The sequence below is a fragment of the Amedibacillus sp. YH-ame10 genome (assembly GCF_053848885.1).
In genome coordinates this window covers 44,289-61,146 of the sequence record NZ_JBSPFA010000003.1, presented here as the reverse complement: position 1 = coordinate 61,146, position 16,858 = coordinate 44,289, and the positions used below count along the sequence as shown (strand labels likewise).

Sequence of the window (16,858 nt, the reverse complement as noted above, 5' to 3'; positions counted from 1 at the left end):
ATAGGAATAATATTACGAAATAAAGGATGGAAGCAATTAAATTTTTTTTATTTTCCATATTATTCTTCATCCTTTCTTAACATTCTAATCATGTACCCAACATACAATATCATCACACTTATCATACCCCAATGAAAATAACAATCATTAAATAACATATTCTCATTGTCATTATGACCCTTGGTTGATGTGGTCGTTTGATCTTTACCGTCATCTAATGCACCATCATTTTTTGTGTCTTTACCGTCTGACTTATCTTTTATTTTGCTAATGCCCTCTTTTTGCTCAACAATCAGCTTCTGATTGTTTTTTTCTTGTGCCTCTGTTTTTTTCTCTTCTTCAACATTATTTGATGGTTCTTTTCCAGTCACATTAGCGAGGATGCTTAAAGAAGTATTGTTCGCTGTTTTGAACGTTATGGAGTACACTCCTTGTTTTTTTTCTATCGTATGAGTTACTTCATCGATAGAGATTTCTTTACCTGTTGATATTTGGATTGCTATAGCTTCTGACTTTGCAATCAAAATGTCCTTATTTAGACCATCCACATCCTCAATATTAACTGTAATATCATTCGCATAGATTGCTTCGTTTGTTGTTTCATTTACAATACCATTATCATAAACATATGCTTCTATAATCAAGTTTGTATTATTCTGTGTAGAGAAAGTTACTTGATAAACGCCCTTAGTTGCTCGTATCGTATGCTTAATATTGCTAATTTTCACTTCAGCGCCTGTTTCAGTATGATAAGCTTTTGCTTGAGCACGCTTAATTAGAAATTCATCACTAGGATTAGCTGCTTCCTTTTCACTTAACAGAATAGGGTTGGCATATATGCGCTCTTTATTACCATCATTTCCATTAGCTTTCTCATATACCCTAACCTTTACTGTTAATCGAGTTCCTTTTACAGTTGAGAAGGTAACATTATAGTAACCTTTTTCTGCTTTTATATCTTGTTCCATAACGTGTATATCAACTTCATCCCATGAATCAATATCATAAGCCTTTGCTTTTGCAGACGTAATTAATACTTCATCATTTAATTTAGCTACATCGACTATCGCAAGTGCAAAATCATTCGCAAGGATTTTTTCCTTGTTTACTGAATCAACAACTTCATGTTCCACCACATTTGCATGTACTATAACGCTTGTCCCCTTTGCTGTAGCAAATGTGACAGCATATTCTCCTTTTACGGCTTTGATATCATGTTCCACATATAAGATGGTAACACTAGCACCCGTTTCACTATTGAACGCTTTTGCTTTCGCAATCTGAATTAACTTATCATCCGAAATATCTTTCGCGTCTTTTTTATTTAATGAAAAATTATTCGCATAGATTATTTCTTTATTTTCTTTGTTTACAACACCCTTATCCATTACTTCTGCGAAAACCTTTATACTTGTACGATTTCCAGTATCTGTTGTAAAGGTCACTTCATAGTTCCCTTTCTTCTTTTCTAATTTACTAATATCTGCTGTTGTCGCCAACTCTGTGCCATCTATGGTTGAATACGCATTTACATTTGCAAGTTTCTTTGCCTTTTCTTCTGTAAATGAAGCAAGTTCTTCCTTCGTAATTACAAAGTTATTAGCACTTATATGCTCATTCCCCACTTCTACACTTTGATCTTGTACAAATGCTTTTACATGTAAGCTCACTCCATCTGTTGTAAATGTAACCTTGTAAGCACCTATTTTACCTTCTATTGCATGTGTCACAAGGATATCATTTGGATCAATATCAGCACCAGTATCTATACGATATGCATAGACAAACGATTTATTTTTAATGTTTGCATCACTGATTGTCTTAGCTTCCTCACAATGCAAAGAGAAATCATTCCCATAGATTGCTATTTTCTTGTCTGTATCTACAATACCTTCATCATATACCTGTGCTTTAACCGTGATTTTTGATTTCTTCAAAGTAAAGAATGTAACTTCATAAACACCCTTCTTCTCTTTAATATTGTGTGTAACTTTTGTAATTTTAACTTGTGCTCCTGTTTCTGAATTTATAGCACTTGCCTTTGCATGTGTCTTCAACATATCATCTGTTAAAGTATTGACTTCTTTTTTACTTAAAGCAATATCATTCGCATACATAATTTCATTATTATCAGGATTCATAACACTTTCATCAAATATAGTTACATCAATGGTAATACTTGTTCCTTTGGCTGTTTTAAGGGTTACCTTATACACACCCTTAGCTCCTTTGATATCTTGTTCAACTACAGGAATAGATACTTCATTACCCGTATCCAAATCATATGCTTTAGCACTAGATTTTTCAATTATTATATCATCCGTTAAATCTGCAACTCCATCTTTTGCAATCGCAAAATCATTCGCAATCATTTTTTCTTTATTGGTAGGATTGATCACTTCATTTTCTACAACTGCTGCATCTACTCTGATACGAGTACCCTTAGCTGTCGAAAAAGTTACCGTATAATTCCCTTTTGCTGTATCAATGTTATGTTCAACAGATGTAATTGCAATAGATGCGCCTGTTTCTAAATGAAAAGCTTTTGCTTTTGCTAACTGAATCACAGTATCATCTGCAATATCTTTTGCTTCTTTTTTACTTAATGAAAAATCATTCGCATAAATCATTTCTTTATTATCTTGATCTACTACGCCTTTATCCATAACTTCTGCATTAACTTTTACACTTGTATGATTTCCTGTGTCCGTTGTAAACGTTACTTCATATGTACCTTTTTTCTTCTCTATTTTACTGATATCTGCGACTGTTGATAAAGCTGCTCCGTCACTTATTTTATTAGCATGAACATGTGCAAGTTGTTTTGCTTTTTCTTCTGTAAATGTATCATATTCTTCCATGGTAATTATAAAATCATTTGCACTTATACGTTCATCTCCTGCTTCTACACTTTTGTCTTGTACTATTGCTTTCACACTCAAACTTACGCCATTTGTTGTAAAAGTCACCTTATAAGATCCAACTTTATTTTCGATAGCATGCACTACAGTGATATCACTATTTTTTATCATCACATTCCTATCTGTATGGTATGCGTAAACATTTGACAACTTCTTTATTAACGCATCTTGTATATTCAAAGCCTCTGCCTTACTAATCGTAAAATTGTTTGCAAACATAGCAATATGTTTATCTGCATCCACAACACCTTCATCTAAAACATATGCTTTAATTACTAATTGTGTTCCTTTTGTAACAGTTTTTAAGACAACATCATAAGATCCTTTTCCTGATTGAACAGCACTAAAATCCACATCCAATTCTATGCGTTCCTTTGTAGTTTCATCAAATGCCATTGCACTTGATAATGTTAAAATCTGTTCCTTTGTAAGTTTAGCCACATTCTTACTACTTACATAGATATCATTTGCATTAATAGATTCTCCATTTTGAGTAATACCATTATCCAAGACTATTGCTTGAACACGAACTGATGTCCCTTTAGCCGTTTTAAATGTGACTGTATAACTTCCTTTTTCTTTTAGAATTGTATGCTCTACAGCTGTAATACTAATAGCCTCAAATGTTGTCGTATCATATGCTTTAACTTGCGCACGGTCTTTTAACATTGTATTCGTTAAAGCATCTACTTCATTGAGTGAAATAGTAAAGTTATTTGCATAAATCGCCTCTTTGTTCGTTGTATTGATACTTCCCTCATCATATACATAAGCCTTTACTTTCAATGATGTACCTAATGCTGTTTCAAAATTTACTTCATATGTTCCTGCTTTCTTTTCAATATTATGAACAGCCTCTAAATCAACAAATTCGCCATTACTTGTCTTGTAAGCATTTGCACTAGCTAGGCTTATAAGTTTATTGCTTGTAAGTCCCTCTACATCTGCTACTTTCAAGTAAATATTATTCGCGCGAATGCTTTCGTCATTTGCCGCATCATCGACACCATGTTCAACAACTTGAACATTCACTTCTAATTCTAAATTCTTAGAAGGCTCTGCTGTATACTCCGTCCCAAACTTAATTTTATAAGTTCCTGCTTTTGCTTGGATTGCTGATGAGTCTAAAACCTTAACGGTTACAGGAGAACTATCTGCTTTTACAATAGCAGCTGCCTTCGCTAGTTTTAAATAATCTGCTTCACTCAGTGGTTTATTCACTTCTGTTTTGCTAATTGTAAACCCATTAGCATAAAGCAACAAGGTATCATTTTCTACAGAACTTGGTACACTCGCTTTTACTTTCACAGTGGTTCCTTTTGTTGTTTTGAAAGTTACATCATACAAACCTTCGATTGCTACTGTATGATTGACCCCATCATCATCTGTTATTTCCTTTGTTTTAAAATCACTTTCAGCGCTTGCTACCGCTATATTAGCATCACTATCAATATCTATAGCTTTTGCTTTTGCATAATTGACCAATAATGATAATTTATCTGCTGTATTTTTTGATTTTAATTCAACCACTTGTTCACTAGATAAATTAAAGTTATTAGCAAAAATAGCTTCACGAATGGTTGGATCTGGATTTTCTCCACCTTTTTCTATAACCGTAGCCTTCGTAGTAACACTAGTGCCTGCGCTAGTTTTAAAGATTACATTATATGTTCCTTTTACTCCTTTTAATGCACTTGCATCAACAATCAAGTCTACCTTCTCTTGTGTGTCTGTTTTCACAGCTTCTGCTTTTGCCAACGCAATTAATTGCTTAGGATCTTTATGCTTCGCACTCATTGCATCAATTGTAAAATCGTTTGCTGTTACACGTTCGCCATTGGCTTCTACACTATACTTTGTAATTCTTCCTTTTACTGTTACACTGGTGCCCTTATCTGTAACGAACGTTACATCATATAATCCTTGCGACTTTCCTTTAATAGTATTCCTTTGTACTTTAACAGTTACGTCACTCATATCATTTGTACTGAAAGCAATCGCTTTTGACAAGCTCAAAAGAACACTATCCTCAGCAATCGTAGCTTCTGTTTCACTTAAAGAGAAATCATTCGCGTAAATGGCTTCCTTGTTGATTTCATCCATATTTCCATTATCATAAACACGGCAATTCACACTTATCGTTGTTCCTGCTTTCGTAGCAAACGTAACAATGTATGTCCCAAATGTTGGTTTTATAGCTTGTGTTACTGTAATATCTTTAAATGCTATTTCATCCCCTTCTTTATCAAATGCCTGAATTCCAGAACGTGCCTTTAAGGTATCCATAAAAGTAGACGCGCTCACTTCCTTTGTAAGCATTACAAAGTCTTGCGCCGCAATATTCTCATCACTACTCACATCAACAATCTTGTCCGTTACCCATATATAACGTGATGCTTCTGACTTCATCCCAGTACGAGTATCTTCTAATGTATAAGCAACTTTATAACGTCCCTCTTTGCTCATATCTATTTTCTTTGAAGTACTGCCATCAACCGTATATGTAAGCTTCATTTCATCCGTATCACTTGTTAATGAAGTGAAATCCACATCATCAAATAACTTACCCTCAATGTCTTTACGAATCGCAGTATCTCCCATATCTCCTGTTCCAAGCTTAGAAACTATTGTCTTGTCTATTCCTTTTAAATTTGGAGTATTCGCAATCGTAATACTACTTGAGAAAGGATACTGAGTCATACCCTTTTGACCAAAGATAATCGTATTATCTAATTTGGAATACTTCTGATCCGAAGGTATTGTAAATTCGTACTCTAGATAAGTTTTCTCTTGGTTGGCAAGCAGTGGAATTGTAACCTGTTTGATGATTCCATCACTGTATGCAGTACCATTAAAAATATCTGTTTGATCCGCTTCAACTTCCACTGGAGCATCAGGAGTGCCTGTGTACATTTTCAAATTTCTAGGTGTAATTGCTGTTCCATCTATTTTGAAATCTGAAATATTAGCTGTAATATTTTGTTCAGTGGATATCACATTCTTGTTAACTATTTCATTTCTTATCATTAACATCTCCCCTGGCTTAGGATATGTATTGATATCATCTTTATTATACTCTATTAGATCAGATTCCCGCTTAATATATAGACCAGTCGTATTTATTGGTTCATTTCCTATATAAGCAAATGAATCCATTGTGAATTCTACTTCTGTTTTATCAGTATATCCTGGTCTTGCAAAATGAATATGCTGCTCTGTACTACTATTAAAAACCAGTCTTGCTTTATCTCCAAACATTTCTCTTACATTATCGCTAGCAAATATATACTCTCCGGAAGTAAAAATCACTTTATCCTTTTGGGCATCATAGTCAATCCTGATTTTTCTTTCTTCCTTAACTTTATTATAGTTGATTTGCACAGAAGATCCGATCCTTTGAAAATATCCATCATTATTTGATTTTATTAATGCGATGTGAGGAACACAATTATCTTTAGTTGATAAGTCATTGTCTAGCCAAGCATCTGATCCAGCATTCCATGCTGGGTCTGGCCTATTATTATATGTATCTAATTCTAACAAAAGTGCATTTTTTTCACCGCTATATGAAAACACTTTCGTCATATCAAAACTATCATCGTTAAAAAATCCATAGGTAAACTTGCTAGGCGTCATTCCATAAGACGTCATTTTTCCTACCAGAGAAAAAGAACGATTGAAGTCGACATTATATTTACTTCTTAGTGTTACAAATTGATAAGCACGACCCGATGATTGTGCATAAGCTATACTACCTGTATTTAATTTGTTCTTTGTTAAATCAAAAAAACTTCCTATTGATTCAGGTACTTGTACATTACCACCAAATTGTTGCGAAGCAGCCACATAATCAAACATCCCTTGTAAGTCAACACTTCCTTCTCCACTATCCATACTACCACTCGTGGATTGATGAGCTGCAAAGTTTCTTGGCAATATAGGATTAGGAATATCTTCTTTCAAGATATCATCCACATTCACCACAATAGTTTGTTCTTTTATTTCGATTACAGGTTCTGCTATAGGTGATTTATCGTTAACGATACTTTTACTATCTACGTTATTTTCATTCGTATCTTCTGTTGGTTTTTCATTAGAACCATCTTCAACATTAGTAACCTCATCACCATCATTCGCTACTTCTTCATTCATGTTTATTTGAGTTTCATTTGTTACTACATCACCTTCACCAAGTAATGTATTTTTTTCAATTTCTGTTTCTTCAACTTCTTGTTTCTTCTCTGTATATGAAACTTTAAATTCTACTTCACCATTCTTATCCACTTCATAAGTAGGTTTATCTAGCGGAAGTTCCTTTTCATTTTGTGATATGTTTTTAATTTCATATAATTCTTGATCTACTCCACTAACATCAAAAGAAATCACCGCTTTTGAATGATCTTCATTATAAGTAATGGTATGTTGTATAATATCTTCTTTAGTATCACTTGCAAAGATATCACTTGGTAAAATATTCAATAATAATGCTAAAACTGTAACTAAATTTAAAAGCTTGTAAGTTGTATTCTTTTTCATATATACTCCCTCTTCATGATTTGATGTTTTATTGAAAATAACAGAAGGCATCTAATTTATTGCCTGCTAAATCTTCTGCTGAAACTTGATATTTACGTTTACTCTCTGATTTGAATTGGATGCTGTTTGCTTGAATTTCAAATGGTATTTCTGATTGTTGATCATCTATAACCCTAATAGAAGAAACATCAACGCCTGATTCTTTATCTTCTATATTTAAAATGATTGTTGCCTCTTCTTGTATGTAATTTACAACTTCTGGTCGGTTTTTATCGATTGTATCAATTTGAATTTGTTGTTCGTGAAAAATCTTTCCATCTTTTATAATAGCAACCTTATAACTTCCATTTTTTGAAATTACTGATGATTTTTTTCCATCTATATGAATTTCATCATAATCCTTAGGAGTAATCTCTAATGTAATGTCTTCATTTGTAATTTCTTTGTTATATAAAATGTAGAAATCAGGTGATTCCACTTTTAATTGGGGTGATTGATTCTTCATAGCTACTGCTCCGATTGTTAATGACAACATCCCAGTTAATAAGAACATACTCTGTATAATTCCTTTTGCATATCGATGCGGTTTAACTATTTTTGATGATGTACTATCTTGAATCGTTTCAAATATATATTTGATATTTCCTGGCATAAGGAATAGCATGCAAGCAATTTTGTTGAATCCGTGGTTTTTTAACTTTGTTCGCAATTGCTCTTTTACCGTGAATAATCTGCTTTTTATAGTACCGATAGGTACATCTAATATCTCGGAAATATCTTGTAATGGAAGTTCTTCATAGAATCGTAAAAGTCCTACCATTTTTAAGTCTTCACTCATATCCAATAAACATTTTTGAATCACTTCGTTGATATATTTACGATTGATTACATCCATTACATCTTCTTCAATAGAAATGTTTTCAACATCTTGTTCGTTTACATCTACATAAGGTTCTTTCCTTTTACGTAAAGCATCCATACACCTTGAATAAGTTATTTTATTCACCCAAATTGTTAAAGATTGTGGCGTTTTTATCTTATTTATGTTTTTATATACATCAACAAATACCTCTTGTACAATATCTTCGGCTTCACTTGCTGATTTCAAATGCGTAATCGCCATGTAAAATACCAATTTACGATAATGTTGATAGATTTCTTCAAATGCATGTTCATCGCCCTCCATCAGGCGATTTACTATTTCCTGCTTTAATTCTGTCATTTTGATGACCTCCCCAATGTTTTTGAATATGCAATGCTTTTATTTGACCGATATGATAATACGTTGTAATGACGCTTGTGTCTTCATCCATAATAAATGATATTTCTTGACTGCTCATCCTCTCAATTTCAGTTAAATAAAAGATAGTGAAAAGTTTTAGAAAAAAGCGATTTGTATTATGATTCATAGTCAATCCCTTACCTTTCTAATAGTTAGACGTAAAAACTATTAGAAAGGTTCATTTTATTTTCACTTTTTAGATATATTAAGTATAATATTTCTAATAACACAATAAAATAGTAATATTTTCCTTTTTTTACTATTTCATAAACTGAAACTTCAAAATCAAAAAAAAGCATGGAACCATTTTGTTCACATGCCTTCATTTAATATTTTTTCATACTTCTTTTGTTACCTTGATTATTACTTATCCAACGATATTTTATAACAGTTTTTTCTTTTATATAAATAACAATAGATTCCTATCGTAACTATTTCTACAATGGAAACTGCTATTCCACCTTCTAAACCAAAATTACCACCATTGATAAATGCTAAATTTTCAACACTTGCAAATCGAGCAACACTTGTTGGGAAGAAGATTCCACTCACAAGCACACCAAATAGGTTTCCTTGCGCAAAATTCCAAATACTATGAGCTGCACTACATACAATGATATTATCATGGTAAAGGGCCATAAGTGAAAATGTAACGCCTGCTAGAATCAAGTTAATAAATGCTATTACGGATATTCCATCGTTTAATAAATGCAACAAGGCAAATAAGATGGAGTTTAGCAATACGGCATATACCGTCGTCTTTCTAGCGGCTATTGCGTTCATAAAGAAACCTCTTAACATCAGTTCTTCATTAAACCCCTGAACCATAAAGCCAATGAAATAAGCGAATATTACGATGATTGAAAAATTATTAAACCCTTCAAAACGTAAACCATTCATGAAATAAGCAATCAACACCACACTGCTCATCATCACAAAACCTATGCCCAAACCTTTGAGGTAATCTCTCAGCAGGTGTTCCTTCGTAAGTCCTAAAGAGTCTCTTGAACGTTTGAAGAGATGCTTACTAGCAAATAAGAAACCTATGATAGGAATTGCTGTCATGAACAGCTGTAAAATCTGTGATGAATCCGTAGGATTGCTTAATATAATATCTAATGAGTTCGACTCTACACCTTGTAAGGCTAGAACAAATATCATTACAAGAGCAGATACAATCTCAGTACATAATAAAATCAACAAAGTGACAAGCACCATAGCCGATACACTTATGTTTCTTTTGCAATTCATTGTTTCTTTGAGCATCTTTGTTTCTTTACGAAACAGTTCAAACATAATTTTCCCTCCTTATTTGTCAGACAATAATACGATACATTGTGCCTGTACGCCTTCTTCCTTTCCAACAAACCCCATCTTTTCTCCTCTGGTTGCTTTTACGCTTACTTGATCAACTTCACAGTGCATTGCTTGTGCAATATTGTTTCGCATAGTTTCAATATGAGGCGCCATTTTAGGTCGTTCAATCATAATCAAAGCATCTAAATTATTGATACGATAACCTTTTTCATCCATTTTTTTATATACTTCTTTCAACATCCATAAAGAATCCATATCTTTGAATGTTGGATCTGTATCTGGAAAATGTTTTCCTAAATCACCTAATGCTAAAGCACCTAAAATACTTTCCGCAACAGCATGGAGAAGCGCATCCGCATCACTATGACCCAATAATCCTTTATCGTGTTCGATATGAACACCACCTAAGACTAATTTTCTACCCTCTACTAGCTGATGAATATCAGTGGATTGTCCTATTCTAAACATATGCATTCTCCTTTACAATCATATACGAAAAGTGTAACACACTTCATATGTTTTGTCTTGCGAATAATCTGCTTCCTTTGACTTTAAAACAACTACGTTTTACCATATAAAAATCGCCAAATACTTACTCATTTTTGAAACTCTCTTCTATAAGATAGGGCATCCTATCTAAACATAACAGTAAATGCGACTAAACTACCCCATATTTAAGATTGAAAACAAAAAATATAGGAATAATTTCTAAAATTTTCGTAAAATATCTACAAAAGCACTATTTCATGATACCATTTATGTATATATTATAGAGGGAGAATATTATGAAAAAATTAACTAGTTTATTATTTTGTATTGCTATGCTATTTTCATTAACAGCATGTGGTTCAAAGGTTAGCGATGATGCACTAGATGCATTTGAAGCTGTCATTCAAAACATGGCAAAAATGAAATCTGCAGATTATGTATTAACGATGGACGCAACAAATAAAGAAGGGGATCAAAAGATGACATTAGAAGGTTCCTACAACCTTCAAAATGCAAAACCTTTACTAAGTGCTAGTTTGTCTATGGAAATGGACAATGAAAAACAGGAAGATGCTATTCAATTCTATATTGATGGAGATTATATGTATCTTAATTTAATGGAATTTATGAAACAAAAGCAATCTTTAGCGGGAATGTTACCTACAGAAGAATTACCATCTCTTGATACTGCTGCAGATACTTTTAAACTTCCAAAAGATGAATTAAAAAAATATCTTAAAGAAGCATCCTTAAAAGGTGATACATTAACAATGGTATTTGATTGTGAAAAAATTATGGATGTCTCTAAAGAATCTGGATCCTCAACAAGCCAATTATCCGCAAACACAACCATTAACAAATTAAATCTTGTGATGGAACTAAAAGATAACGCAATGAAGAAAACAACAATTTCTATGGATATTACGCAGACAGTTGCAGGAGAAAAGGAAACCACTTCAGCAGATATCGATATCGAATTCAAAAACATTAACAAGGCTACTCCAATACAATTCCCAGATTTTACTGATTATATAGAAACTGAATCAAGTTTATTAGCTGGATTTATGTAATCCATCAAGGTATCTTCGGATACCTTTTTCATTTCTAAAAAACACTTGAATTACATAGTATTATTTGTTAAAATAATTACATTATGTAAGGGAGTAGTCGGCTCAAATAGGAGTTGATAAGTCAACATAATGATTCCATTGGAATCTGGCTTATACATGAAATGGCGAGACTTATATACGATTTTTTCGTATATGGTCTCTTTTTATTTCTTAGGAGGAACGTATGAATATTTTGTCTTTATTTTTATTAGGCGTTGGATTAAGCATGGATGCATTTGCAGTGAGTATCGCGAAGGGTATGACGTTAAAAAAACATGAGGTATTGAAATATGCCTTGTTATTTGGAGTGTTCTTCGGTGTATTTCAAGCTGGGATGCCACTACTAGGTTGGTGGTTTGGAAGTTATTTTCAATCTCTTATCTCTAGCATTGATCACTGGATTGCGTTTATCTTATTAGGACTTATTGGGTTCAATATGATAAGAGAATCTTTACATCCTGAAAAAGAAGAGAGTGACTCTTCCTCACTTACCATAAAAGCTATTACCATTCTTGCAATTGCGACTAGTATCGATGCATTGGCTGTAGGAATCAGCTTTGCATTTTTAAAGGTTGACATTTTACAGGCAATTTTAATCATTGGTTGTACAACGTTTATATTTAGTTTTATTGCAACCTTTATAGGCAATAAACTAGGAGATTTACTAGAGAAATATGCTGGTATTCTAGGCGGTTGTATTTTAATTTTCATAGGCTTAAAAATACTTTTGGAACACTTATTTCAAATATAAAGGCAGCGTACATTTTACTATACACTGCCTCTTCTTTCGTTCTTTTTTCTAGATATAAGGAAATAACTCCCTAGACAGCAGACCCCTATAACCATGTACCCTATTCCATAATTTGTGATTAGTTGAAAATCTTCATTACTAATAGAAGATACTACATAGTCTAGTTTCCCTAGCATACTTTGATAAACACGCGGAATGATTTGGCCAATAATCAATAAGGCTACACCACTTATCACGCCACCCATTCCAACTGAAAAGCACCACTTGAATCGATGGCGATTCAATATCATCAACACCATAACAATAAGGATTGCGCCTATCGCAGAACCTATAAAAATTATTTCTTGGGAAATAAAGTTTACGAACTTCATCATTTTCATATAGCTCGTTGGAATACTTTCTTGAAAAGAATTTACGGTTATATCATATACTTCTTGAATAGGAGTATATGTAATTCCTTGATCAATAAACTCATGTATTTGATCCTTCGTCACAAGTGGCTCGAGCACTTTTTCAATTTCATTATCATAACTATACAGCAAATCCTTTAAGACTTCTTTCATATCTTGGTTTGTTGTTGAACCATTTACGATATCATTGAGCATATCTTTACTAGCTTCACCCACTATACGATTTGCTTCTGCATTGTTTTCAATTTCATCTTTCAAATTAAGGAATGCATCTCGATCTAAATCCGGCACAAAAATCTCTATTTGTTCAAATAATGTTTGGATATGTTGCTTTAGATTTATCTCTCCAATTACGATCGTTCCTATATCTTTTATGAAAAATTTATTCGCTAGATGACTCATACAAGTCAACATACAAAACACTATTAACACGCTTACCAAAATAGAATTCCATAACTTCTTCATTACAACCCCTTCTTTCGTAAGACTAGTGTATCATTTTTCATTCAAAAAAGGGAGTTCTTTTATAAAAGCAACATTTATCCCACTTATGACAGATAACATTACGTTCTGTGTAAGAAGAAATAATATTGTATATATAGATGGAACAAATATGGTAAAATAGTACTATGGAAAAAAGAACAGAACCCCTAGCATTCTCCATGCGTCCTACCTCTCTTGAAGAAGTGATTGGACAAGAACATCTAATAGGAGAAGGAAATGTATTACGTAAATGCGTAGAAAATGAAATGATATTTTCTATGATTTTTTATGGTCCACCTGGCACAGGAAAAACAACTCTAGCCATGGTACTAGCAAATACACTCAATAAACCTTATCGTTTATTCAACGCAGTAAGTGGAAATAAAAAAGACTTAGATATCATCTTTGAAGAATCAAAATATTTTCCAGGCTTAATTGTAATTGTGGATGAGGTACATCGCTTAAACAAAGATAAGCAAGATTTGTTGTTGCCTCATATAGAAGATGGCTCCATTGTGATGATTGGTGCGACTACTTCTAATCCACTTCATGCCATCAATCCAGCGATACGTTCTCGTTGTCATCTGTTTGAAGTGAAAGCATTAACGGAAAACGATATTAAAAAAGCTTTGATGAATGCCATTCATTCTGAAAAAGGATTACGAGATGAAGTAAGCGTTGATGAAGATGCCTTGGATATCATCGCAAGACATAGCAATGGAGATATTCGCTATTCCTTAAACATTTTAGAAATATGTGCGATTGCTTCTACTGGACATATCACAAAAGATCTTGTATCACAATATTCTCAGATACCGAATATGGGAATGGATAGTAGTGGAGATGGTTACTATGATGTACTTAGTGGATTTCAAAAATCGATCCGCGGTAGTGATGTAGATGCAGCCCTCTATTATCTTGGTATCATGATAGAAGCCAACGATATTGATAGTATTGAAAGAAGACTTCTTGTGACTGCTTATGAAGATGTAGGTTTGGGAAACCCTGCTGCTGTTGCTCGTTGTGTACAAGCCATAGATGTCGCAAAGCGCGTTGGATTTCCAGAAGGAAGGATTCCACTTGCTGTTGCAGTCATTGATTTAACATTATCTCCTAAATCAAAAAGTGCAGAAAATGCAATCGATTCTGTTATGCAAAAGCTACATATGAGTTCCTATAGTGTTCCAGATTATTTAAGATTTACCCCTGTCTCTATGAAGGAGGAAGATAAATATGATTATAATCGTCCAGATCTTTGGAACAAAATTCAATATCTTCCTAACAAACTACGAAATGAAACTTTTTATGAAGCACAAACAAATTCAAGTTATGAATCTGTTCTTGCTAAAAATCTAGAAAAAATACGCAGTGTGAAACGCACAAACAATCTTGCACAACTAAAAAAAGAACATAAGAAATGAGTTCTTTTTTTCATCATTCTATATATTTTTTATGATACACATTCATAATAATTCTCCACATCATGAAACTAAAACATATCCACAAACATGGTACCAGTTCAAATTTAACCAATACATCGTTTGCTTTCAAAAGGAAAAAAAACCGTTTATAGGAAACATGTTTTAGTAAATAATCCAGCAAAAATATTGATAGTATCATTGCCGGGATATATCAAAGATGATAATAAACTCCAATATGAAATTATACATGGAGCATTGTATACACATTCTATTGCTGTTTCTAAATTGCATAAATGCCCTCTTTGCGCTGCAATTGATATGTTTTCCAAGAGAAATATCATTTGTTATTTTTATGTCTTCATTATATCTTTTAGCATTCATAAAACAAGATACAATCTTGTAATAAAAGATTTGGGATAATTTACCTTTTTGAGTATCCCCTCAAAAAAGGGTATATGAGTGGATGAAAGCGACTACATGAAGTTATAATAAAAATAGAAATGGAGTGATTCTATGTGTAATGTAAGTCGTGAACATGATATTTATTTAGCAGGTGGATGTTTTTGGGGAGTTGAAAAATATTTCTCTTGTATTTCAGGCGTCCGTAGAACTGAAGTTGGGTATGCAAATGGAAATGGAGTAGATCCAACATATGAACAAGTATGTGAAGGCACAACAAATTTTGTAGAGTGTGTACACATTGTATATGACCCTTCCATAGTATCTTTAAATTTTTTATTGAATATGTTTTATGAGGTAGTGGATCCAACTTCTATTAATAAACAAGGAAACGATAGAGGAACACAATATCGAAGTGGAATCTATTACACAAGAAAACTAGATGTGTTGGTAATCGAAGAATCTTTAAAAAAGCTACAAGAGAAGTATTCAGAAAAACTAGCAATTGAGGTATCTCCATTAAAAAACTTTTATTTAGCAGAAGATTATCATCAAAAATATTTAGATGTGAATCCAAATGGATATTGTCATATCCCTACTACAAAATTTGAAAGCGCAAAGTCTGCGAAATGTTGTTTACAACATGACAATGAACAACGTTTTCAAAAGCGAACTGATGAAGAATTACGTCATATCTTAACAGATGAGCAATATAAAGTTACTCAATTAAGCATGACAGAACATCCTTTTGAAAATGACTATTGGAATGAATTTCAAGAGGGAATTTATATCGACATCACCACTGGAGAACCTTTATTTGTATCAAGTGATAAATTTGATGCAGGATGTGGATGGCCTAGTTTTTCAAAGCCTATACAAAGAAAAGCAATCAAAGAAAAACGTGATCAAAGTCATGGTATGGAAAGAATAGAAGTAAGAAGTTCACTAGGTGATGCCCATCTAGGTCATGTGTTCAATGATGGTCCTATTGAAGAGGGTGGATTACGTTATTGTATCAATAGTGCTTCCTTAACCTTCATTCCTAAAGATAAAATGAAAGAATATGGATATGGTGATTATCTTTATCTCTTAGATAAGTAATTCTTTTCTATTTTGGATACAAGCATTTTCTTATATCAAAAAATGAGTGATAGATATTACGGAGGTTTAAAGTTTAGCGGGGTAAATGTACCCCGCCAAACTTTAAAGGGCAAGATTTTATGTTTCAAATAGTGAAACATAAATACTCACTCTATTTTTTGTATGTATATTCCAGTGAAGCGAAGCCAGTTATTCCGTTATGGGATTCAACACAAATCCGGAATTGAGATCCAGCGATACGCTAGAAGGAGTTTCTATTATTTTAGTTAAGCAACACTTTTCTATAGATGTGGATTTAGAAAAATAATATCAAATTCTGTTGTATGCTTATTGATGAGAAAGTGTCTATGCGCGTAAAAAATTAGAAAATTAACATGATCCACCTTTGGGTAGCTCTCTATATGTAGTATACTGGCTCTTGCTCCATTAAAAACATGACTCCGCACCAGTGTAATAATCACAAAACAAGAGGAGAATTACATCTATATATTAATACATGATTTAAAGCTACAGTCTTTAACCTATAGCATTATACGGGCACTAAATTGTATCGAAGATTCCAATAGATTTAAGGATTCATTATTTCAATCACTTATAAAGAACGCCGTAACCAATAAAACAAATGAAATAGATTTATAA

Annotated in this window: 10 protein-coding genes; 4 read left to right on the top strand and 6 right to left on the bottom strand. The window is 32.9% G+C overall.

Translation table 11 applies throughout. From position 1 onward, the window contains the following. Positions 1-59: 59 nt before the first annotated feature. The 5 genes from ACWG42_RS01970 to ispF form a co-directional block, all read right to left on the bottom strand. Positions 60-7,457: a hypothetical protein gene (locus tag ACWG42_RS01970; protein WP_455789821.1), complete on the bottom strand. Its 7,398-nt coding sequence runs from the start codon at positions 7,455-7,457 to the stop codon at positions 60-62. Positions 7,458-7,485: 28 nt separating this feature from the next. Continuing rightward, the gene (locus ACWG42_RS01965) at positions 7,486-8,679 is read right to left on the bottom strand and encodes an RNA polymerase sigma factor (RefSeq protein WP_455789820.1); all 1,194 of its coding nucleotides are present in this window, start codon (positions 8,677-8,679) and stop codon (positions 7,486-7,488) included. After that, a complete protein-coding gene (locus ACWG42_RS01960) occupies positions 8,630-8,866 on the bottom strand; it encodes a hypothetical protein (protein ID WP_455789819.1) in 237 nt (78 codons plus the stop codon). The genes ACWG42_RS01965 and ACWG42_RS01960 overlap by 50 nt, the downstream gene beginning before the upstream one ends. 236 nt (positions 8,867-9,102) lie before the next feature. Next, the gene (locus ACWG42_RS01955; RefSeq protein WP_455789818.1) at positions 9,103-10,035 is read right to left on the bottom strand and encodes a CPBP family intramembrane glutamic endopeptidase; all 933 of its coding nucleotides are present in this window, start codon (positions 10,033-10,035) and stop codon (positions 9,103-9,105) included. A gap of 12 nt (positions 10,036-10,047) precedes the next feature. Then, the gene (gene ispF / locus ACWG42_RS01950) at positions 10,048-10,524 is read right to left on the bottom strand and encodes a 2-C-methyl-D-erythritol 2,4-cyclodiphosphate synthase (RefSeq protein WP_455789817.1); all 477 of its coding nucleotides are present in this window, start codon (positions 10,522-10,524) and stop codon (positions 10,048-10,050) included. 317 nt (positions 10,525-10,841) lie between these two features. Here ispF and ACWG42_RS01945 point away from each other — a divergent pair, with 317 nt between their 5' ends. Together ACWG42_RS01945 and ACWG42_RS01940 are read left to right on the top strand one after the other, a co-directional pair. Next, a complete protein-coding gene (locus tag ACWG42_RS01945) occupies positions 10,842-11,615 on the top strand; it encodes a DUF6612 family protein (protein ID WP_455789816.1) in 774 nt (257 codons plus the stop codon). A 223-nt stretch (positions 11,616-11,838) separates the two neighbouring features. Continuing rightward, positions 11,839-12,405 (top strand): manganese efflux pump MntP, encoded by a 567-nt coding sequence (locus ACWG42_RS01940; protein ID WP_455789815.1) that lies wholly within the window; start codon positions 11,839-11,841, stop codon positions 12,403-12,405. A 17-nt stretch (positions 12,406-12,422) separates the two neighbouring features. Here the strand turns inward: ACWG42_RS01940 and ACWG42_RS01935 are convergent, their stop codons facing one another. Next, positions 12,423-13,280 carry a hypothetical protein gene (locus ACWG42_RS01935; protein ID WP_455789814.1) on the bottom strand — a complete coding sequence of 286 codons (858 nt, stop codon included), beginning with the start codon at positions 13,278-13,280 and terminating at the stop codon, positions 12,423-12,425. 164 nt (positions 13,281-13,444) lie between these two features. Here ACWG42_RS01935 and ACWG42_RS01930 point away from each other — a divergent pair, with 164 nt between their 5' ends. Beyond that, the gene (locus ACWG42_RS01930; RefSeq protein WP_455789813.1) at positions 13,445-14,719 is read left to right on the top strand and encodes a replication-associated recombination protein A; all 1,275 of its coding nucleotides are present in this window, start codon (positions 13,445-13,447) and stop codon (positions 14,717-14,719) included. Between the two features lie 513 nt (positions 14,720-15,232). Then, positions 15,233-16,219 carry a peptide-methionine (R)-S-oxide reductase MsrB gene (gene msrB / locus ACWG42_RS01925; protein ID WP_455789812.1) on the top strand — a complete coding sequence of 329 codons (987 nt, stop codon included), beginning with the start codon at positions 15,233-15,235 and terminating at the stop codon, positions 16,217-16,219. Positions 16,220-16,858 lie beyond the last annotated feature (639 nt).